This window comes from Candidatus Moraniibacteriota bacterium (genome assembly GCA_026396275.1).
Lineage (GTDB): Bacteria > Patescibacteriota > Minisyncoccia > Moranbacterales > JAPLXC01 > JAPLXC01.
This window is the reverse complement of sequence record JAPLXC010000008.1, coordinates 1-7,232: the sequence shown is the minus strand read 5'-3', so window position 1 is coordinate 7,232 and position 7,232 is coordinate 1. Positions and strand designations below refer to the sequence as shown.

General features: G+C 39.9%; 6 protein-coding genes. 1 reads left to right on the top strand and 5 read right to left on the bottom strand.

Translation table 11 applies throughout. The features are described 5' to 3' along the window. Window positions 1-864, bottom strand: an 864-nt coding sequence (locus NT136_02690) for a right-handed parallel beta-helix repeat-containing protein (GenBank protein ID MCX6765841.1), incomplete at its 3' end; no start/stop codon positions are given. Between the two features lie 84 nt (window positions 865-948). Then, window positions 949-2,205, bottom strand: a complete 1,257-nt coding sequence (locus NT136_02685) for a glycosyltransferase (GenBank protein ID MCX6765840.1) — start codon at window positions 2,203-2,205, stop codon at window positions 949-951. A 71-nt stretch (window positions 2,206-2,276) separates the two neighbouring features. Here NT136_02685 and NT136_02680 point away from each other — a divergent pair, with 71 nt between their 5' ends. Further along, on the top strand, window positions 2,277-3,653 hold the full coding sequence (locus NT136_02680; GenBank protein MCX6765839.1) for an O-antigen ligase family protein: 1,377 nt from the start codon (window positions 2,277-2,279) through the stop codon (window positions 3,651-3,653). Between the two features lie 68 nt (window positions 3,654-3,721). Here the strand turns inward: NT136_02680 and NT136_02675 are convergent, their stop codons facing one another. The 3 genes from NT136_02675 to NT136_02665 form a co-directional block, all read right to left on the bottom strand. Next, a complete protein-coding gene (locus NT136_02675; GenBank protein MCX6765838.1) occupies window positions 3,722-4,357 on the bottom strand; it encodes a hypothetical protein in 636 nt (211 codons plus the stop codon). A gap of 73 nt (window positions 4,358-4,430) precedes the next feature. After that, window positions 4,431-6,065 carry a LysM domain-containing protein gene (locus tag NT136_02670; protein ID MCX6765837.1) on the bottom strand — a complete coding sequence of 545 codons (1,635 nt, stop codon included), beginning with the start codon at window positions 6,063-6,065 and terminating at the stop codon, window positions 4,431-4,433. Window positions 6,066-6,083: 18 nt separating this feature from the next. Continuing rightward, the gene (locus NT136_02665) at window positions 6,084-7,076 is read right to left on the bottom strand and encodes a hypothetical protein (protein ID MCX6765836.1); all 993 of its coding nucleotides are present in this window, start codon (window positions 7,074-7,076) and stop codon (window positions 6,084-6,086) included. Between the last annotated feature and the right edge of the window lie 156 nt (window positions 7,077-7,232).

Below are 7,232 nucleotides of genomic sequence, written 5' to 3'. Positions count from 1 at the left end.
TGAATTAAAATGATTTCTTTGAACCCGGGCAATTCCCCAGCGGTCGTTTCCGTGAATGCTTGAATCGTGGAGGTCTATTCTTCCGGCTCCGCCGTAGGAGTTGATTTCCACGCCTTCTCTTTTATTTTCGGAAAAAGAATTATCGTCGGTCCAGATTGAAGAACCATCAAGCGTGAGTTTTAAGCCGCTGCCGTCGTTATTTTTTATTTTGTTATTCTCCAGCCAGACGCGAGAACCGCCTTCGATATCCGCCCCGTCGCTTTCATTGTCAATTATTTCATTATCAACTAAAATCAGGCGCCTTTTAGCTGAATGAATTCCCGCCCGGCCGTTATCCTTGATGATGCTGTCAGAGATACTAACTTTATATTTGTCATCGGTGTTGCTTTCTTCCAGCCAAAACCCGTCCTTTTTATTATCTTTAATAATACAATTGGTAATTGACGCCTTTTCATCTTTTCCCACCCGGACACCGAATCTTCCGCCCTTTATGGTGACTTTATCAATTTTAGTGTCATCGTCCAGATCAACGACTTCGTAGTCATCATCATCGGCTTTAATGATTACTCTGTCTCTTGACGCTCCATAAAGCTCTATGCCGTCGTGCAAATGAATATTTTCTTTGTATTCGCCTTTAGCAACATGAATTTCATCACCGCTGTCCGCGTGTTTCAGCGCCTTGGTAATGGTTTTATATGGATGACTGGAGGTTCCGTCTTCAGTTCCGCTGGCGCTGTCGTCCACGTGTATTTTTTTATGGCCGGCCATTGATAAAAAAGGCAGGATAAAAAGACCCACGAGAAGGATGCCTCCGGCTATTTCAGCCAGCTTAACTACCTTGTTTGATGGCTTATATTTACTCATTTTTTTATAGTTATTGGTTAATTTATTAAGACCTTGCATACTAGCAAGAATGCGCCTTTTTGTCAAGTGGTTGTACAATTAACACTAAAAGGTTTTATCACCAAACTTACCTTTATTTTGTTTCCGAAGTAAGAAGTTATAAATATCATATATTTCTTTAAAATGCCATTGACTATTGAATTGATTAACTGTGATTCTGGCTTTTTCTCCTATTTCCAGCAGATTTATCTTTTTCAAGGCATTTATTTTTTGCGTAAGTTGTTGATAATTTCCTGGTTCAAAAAGAAATCCATTTTCGCCATCTTTGATTGCTTCGGGCATCCCTCCAACCCTGGAAGCTAAAACAACTTTGCCACTGGCCATTGCCTCAAGCATGCTTAAGGGCATATTTTCTGGCCAAACGGAAGGGATCACAACCGCTTTTGCTTTAGTGATTATCTCTGACAAATCTTTTCCAAATTTTGGACCAGTAAGTTCTACCCGGCGTGTCAGCTTGAGTTCCCTGACTAGATTTCCCAGTTTTTCAGCTTCCGGACCGCCGCCGACAATTTTTAATTTTAATTCTCCGTCTATTCCTTTCATTGCCCTAATTAAAACATCAATGCCTTTTTCTTCAGAAAGCCGTCCAAAAAATAATAAATAGTTCTCTATTTTTTCCCATAAATTTTTTTCTTTTGTTTCCATTTCTACAAAATTGCAGACCACCTTGATTTTTTCTTCCGGAATGCCAAAATCAACGCACACGCTTTTCATAAACTGGCTAGGCGCAATGAACAAGTCCACCTGACCATAGCTTTTTAGGAATGTATCGTGCAGGTAGGCCTCCGCAGCGGCTAAAGCGCTTTTTGCCCGGGAATTTTTAATGCATTTGCGAAGGATGCAATTATAATACCTTCCGCCTTTGCATTTATGACAAATTTCATTTTGACTGAACAATTTGTAATTAGGACAAATTATCTTGTAGTCATGAAGATGCATTACTATAGGAATGTTGAATTTTTTTGCAGTAAATAAAATAGAAGGAGAAATTTGATGATAAATGTTATGAAGGTGTATAATGTCTGGTTTAAATTTTATAATCAACTTTTCGAATTTTTTTGCAGCCTCGCGGCTGTATAAAATCCTGCTAATATAGCGAAAAATATTCTTTACCTTGAAATCATTAAAATCAATGTTGCTGACAAAATATTTTTCGTTCTCGTCCGGCAAGTTTTTTTCATCCTGCATTGAAAACTTGGCGACTGTCACGCCATGTTTCCTTAAAATTTCAACCAGGTCCAAAAAATATTTGGCTCCCCCACCCTTCAAATAATTAAATTTATTTACCATTAATACCCTCATAGGATTGACTTTTTAAAAATTTTGTGATAGTGTAATATGATAGTATAACAAGTAACCTTACCTCAATTCTTATGTTTTGTCAAGTGGTAGACTTTTTTTCTGCTCATAGACCTGCCCGCTGGATCCTTTTGGTAATTTTGTCGCTGGCATTATTGGTGCTATCGTTGATTTTTAATTTAGCAATTTATTATCTTTTCGGATTTATTTTTATTTCATCCTTGATGCTGCTTCTTTTTGAAAGCCCCTGGATAGCTCTGATTTTTTTGATAATCTTTCGCATGATTACCGATTATTTCACGGAAAAAATGAACTTTACCATAAACGACATGTTTTCGCTCAATTTTTCCCAAATTATCGGGATAGCCATTTTTATTGTCGGAATAATTTACATTGCTAAAAATTTCAAAAATTTCAGGGACCTTCCCCTTAAAATTCCAATTTTTGTTTACATATTATTTTCATTGTTTACTGTTTTCTATTCAATTAACACTTTTTCAACCATTAAAGAGATTATCAGATTAGTGGATTTGCTGTTCTTATTTTTTCTTGCTTTCAATATTACAAACTCAAAAAAGGATTTTTCTCTTTTATTACAAGTTATCTTTATCTCTGCCATAATACCGGCTTTTGTAGCACTTTACCAGTATATTTTTAAAATCGGCTATTTTGATGACGCTTTTCCAGAACCCAGGATTCTTGGCACCTTTAGCCATCCGAATTCTTTCAGCCTGTACCTGTTTTCAGTAATTACTCTATTTTTTGTATATTATTTCATAAATAGGAAAATTCACCCTTTTTGGGCTTTGGCCTTCCCTTTCTATCTTTTGCTTTTAATTTTGACGTACACCAGGGTTGCCTGGGCTGCAATGCTCTTGTTTGTTTTGGTAATTGGAGTAGTAAAGTTCAGAAAAATTTTAATTTTTGCGCTCATTTTTTCTTTCACTATTTATGCATTTTTACCTTCAGTTCAGGAGCGTTTTCTAGAGGCCTTTTCATTCTCCCCAAGCAATTCAATTTCCTGGAGAAAAACTTTATGGAAAGATGCGATAAGTGAAACATTGAGTAGGAACAAGCAAATATTGGGTTATGGGACAAATACATTCGAGGAAGTTCTTGAATACAGCCGGGGATTAAAATTTGGAAGTACGGCCGCTCACAATGATTACGTGCGCTCTTTCGTTGAAGGCGGTGTTATCGGACTTCTGGTTTTTACTTTTTATATTTTTTACATCCTGTCCTATTTTTTTCTGCAATACTGGAAGAACCGCGATTTTGATAAAGGTACGCTTTACCTTGCTTTTTTTGCAATATTTTTTTCTATTGCCGTGGCAAGTTTGACTGATAATGTTATGCGGAATACCCCTCTTCAGTGGATAACCTGGATCTCAACAGGAGCGGCTTTGGGAATGCTTCAAAAGGATAAAAGTTATTCGCTTCCTCGGAAATAAAATGAGGCGGGCAGAGTATCGTGAATCACGAATTTCTCTGTCCGCCTCTAAGTTTTAGCTAGTCAAGATTAATTTCTCTCGCTAGCCAGTTTTCTTCCTTCATCGCCTGGGGGGAGTATTTTCCCCTCCTTGTTGTTTACCAGGAACCAGGTTTGTACCTGTCCCTGCTTGTTAAGCACAATGTATGGACCATCTGGCCATCCAATGTGCCCTCCCCATGCTTGGTGATTGTCTTTAAGGACGACAACCCAGATAATAGGCTGATAAAAGTACTCAACATTGGGAAACTTGTTTTTAATCATCAAAGTTACTGAATCTCCTGTAATTTGAGCTTTTCCCAGCTCTTTTTTTGTGCCGTGCTTAAGCCCTTTGAGAGTTTTCCCGCCAGGCCAGTTTGATTGGGTGCCGAAAGCATAAAGTTCAGCGCCTTCAAATGCCTTGGGATTATCTTTGTACCTCAATACCCAGCGATCCTGGCCAAGCTCGTTTTTCACGGGCTTAGTTCCCTTGATTTTGGGATCGCGGTCAAACACTCCGACAACCCTCGGCAAGGTTACAGAAAATCCTTCTTTGGTCACAGCAGAGAATGAATAGTCATTACTTACTGCACCAGCATCATTTCCTGTAACCATTGTCGCCGTTACCTGTGTAGCACAGAATATGACTGCAAAACACAGAGCAAGTGTCAAAACTGATTTTCTCATCGTTCCCTCCTTTTTTGTAATAGGTTTTTAATTGGGCGAAAGAGCCGGAATCCGGATATCGCCCATGACCAATCTATTCTGAAGGCCTCATATCTACGAGGCTCGTAACATGTACTACATCCGGACGAGCTTGTTTCTGCCGTTCCGCTTCAGGTCCTCTGTAAATCATATCTTCCCCATTGGCCTCTGAGATTCTTGCTGCCTGAATGGCATTATAAACCCCATTAAGTGAGACCCAGGCAGATATTTTGAAGTTATCTCCCTTACCGCCGAATTCTTCCTTATATCCTGCATTAACCTGCAGAATGTTTTGGTTATAAGAATTCAGCCGTACAGCGGGACCGACTAATCCGAAGGCCTTTTCAGGACCCCAGTCATATCCGCCTCCTAGCGAGATTCCCGGCATAATCCTGGTCTCATCGCTGACGTAGATGTCGTAAATCCACTGGGTAAAATCAGCAGTTACTATCTGATTATTCCAGGGACTTGAAGACAGAGATTTTCCGTTAAAGCTTCTGCTTTCTTTCCTGTCAAAAGGAAAGATTGCTTCAACGTTTAACTCTGTTTCAGGGAAAAGTTTTTCGCCTCTCAATCTGCGCTCATAGTCCTTTAAATTCCCCGAAATTAGGAAAATATTGTCGGTTTGCCTGCTGTGAAATTCTTTTCCAGCAGTATCTTTATCTCCATGTTTCCAGATCCTTCCCACGCCGAGATCAAGAGTAGCATCCATTGAGTCACCTTCCACTTTTCCTGAAATCCCGCCGGCGAGCCGTTTATTTCTGTACTCATAGTCACGGTCATTGCCCTCGCCCAAAAATCCTGACATAAATGCGCCGAGCCGGTATTTATAATTTTCCGATTTAAATGTAATCGGAAAATACCGAAGCTTGGCCCACAGGAAATCTCCACTTGCGTTTCCGACATGGGCATTGTGGTAATATCCACCCCCCACGTAAAACTCAAAAAGATCTTCAGACGGTTTTGCTTCATCTTTAGGTGGAGCTTCTTTTTTCTCTGGAGTAGTTGGAGTCACTACCGTTGGGGTAGCAACTATTTCCTCTTTCGGAGGAGTTGTTCCAGGAACCTCTACCTTTGCAGGTGTCTCCGGGGTTTTCTCTTCCCGAGGCGGTTCCATTTTCGTTGGTGTTGGAGTTAATCCGGGCGGCATTGCCCAGTTTTTGCAGGCAGGTGGATAGAGCAAAACATACTCTAAGTCCCCCACCTTTGCCGTATATTTTTTCGCCTTTATTGGTTTTTTGAGATTCGCAATTGTATTGCGGCGAATTTTATTTTTTCCGAATACCATGGCGAATTTGTCACCATTCTTGATTTCAACCCATTTATAGTTGCCCTTACGAACTTCTTCTTTTAGAAGTTCTTGAGCCATTTCCGGATATTTGTGAAGCTTTAATGCCTCATTAAGTGTTCCTTGGTATTTTTCTTCACCTGGGTTTTCAAAAGAAAACTCAGCATATTCATTAGGAACCACAAATACCTGATTTGGGTAGATAAGATTTATGTTTTTTATCCTATCCTTGTTAGCATTATGAAATTCCTTCACTAAAACTCCGTGCTTTTTCGCTATTTTCGAAAGGCAGTCGCCTTTCTTAACTGTGTAGAATTCAACCGCATCTGCAGTCCCGAAAAAAGCCAGGACTGCAAGCACTACTGCTGCTATAAGCAGTCTTATGGCTTTTAAGTTTTTCATTTTTTTCTCCTTTCTTTCTTATCTTTCGTTTATTATCCTATCTCTTTCCCTTAAGAGCTCTTTATATACATTCACAATGGTGTGAAAATTATCTTTAAGCCCTATTCTCAAAACTGTAGACCTGGCATAATATGACGAATAATCGTCATTGATTCCGGCCCTGGCAACATCGCCAGCTAAGCTGGCAGCCGCCGCGATTATAATGCTTGTGGAAGCAAATGGTACTGCTAAAAGGGGGATATTTAGCCCCTGCTTTACAAATCTGCTTCCTCCGTTAAAACCGGGATTTTCAACCGCTACCTTTTTAAATTCTTCCAAAGGAAGAAAAGAGGAGCGGATTTCTCCATTTCCCATCTTCGGGTTGGATTTCATCATGGATGCGACCTTTTGTTTGTAGGTCTCCCATTCTTTTGTTCCCAGTTCTATTTCTTTCACACTGGATATGCCTTCAGGAAGATTCAGGCCATGAGACCTGAAATAAGTTTTCCAGCAGGCATCGAGTTCCTCAAAGTTCGTACCGAACTCGGAGAAAACTTTCTTTCTGTATTCGGGATCATTATCAAAGCTTTTAGGATCGTATTTGTCTTCCGGAATTTTTTCCCCGTTCAATTTATATGCCCAGCCGGCATCCCGGTTGTACGAGATGAACTTAACATATGCAATCTCTTGAATTGTTTTTTGGAATGAAGCTTGAAGGAGAAAATCTCCCCAATGGCTTATTCCAGACATCCAACTATAGCTTCTGAATTCTTTTTCTCCATCCGATCCCAAAATAGGCCAGACCCCGCCTCCACCGACAACTTCTACCCAAAGATCCGGGTTCATAAAGAACGTGAAGGTGGTTATTTTTTTGGTTCCAGCTTTCTCTGCTTCCACGGGATGCGGAATACTCACGCCGTCCGCGGGATTCTTCATGGCATGATCCGGGATATATTTGTCCCGGCCTGTCGCGCATCCAAAAAGGATGGCAACCACAAAAACAAACAAAATTATCATTCTTAGTCTTTTCATTCCTATCTCTCTCCTTTATTTAAATATTCAGTTTTTAAAGTACTCACTACCGTATATTATGCGGTAGGAATTATTTCCCTCTCTATTTAAACTTTCAAATTGTCTTAAATTATTCTCCCAAATGTCGCAAGCTTTCTTCGTACTCATCATAATGCT

Bases quoted from the DNA above. Each gene is read 5' to 3' on its own strand.
- NT136_02685 (MCX6765840.1), bottom strand. From the start codon at position 2,205: ATGAGGGTATTAATGGTAAATAAATTTAATTATTTGAAGGGTGGGGGA.
- NT136_02680 (MCX6765839.1), top strand. From the start codon at position 2,277: ATGTTTTGTCAAGTGGTAGACTTTTTTTCTGCTCATAGACCTGCCCGC.
- NT136_02675 (MCX6765838.1), bottom strand. From the start codon at position 4,357: ATGAGAAAATCAGTTTTGACACTTGCTCTGTGTTTTGCAGTCATATTC.
- NT136_02670 (MCX6765837.1), bottom strand. From the start codon at position 6,065: ATGAAAAACTTAAAAGCCATAAGACTGCTTATAGCAGCAGTAGTGCTT.
- NT136_02665 (MCX6765836.1), bottom strand. From the start codon at position 7,076: ATGAAAAGACTAAGAATGATAATTTTGTTTGTTTTTGTGGTTGCCATC.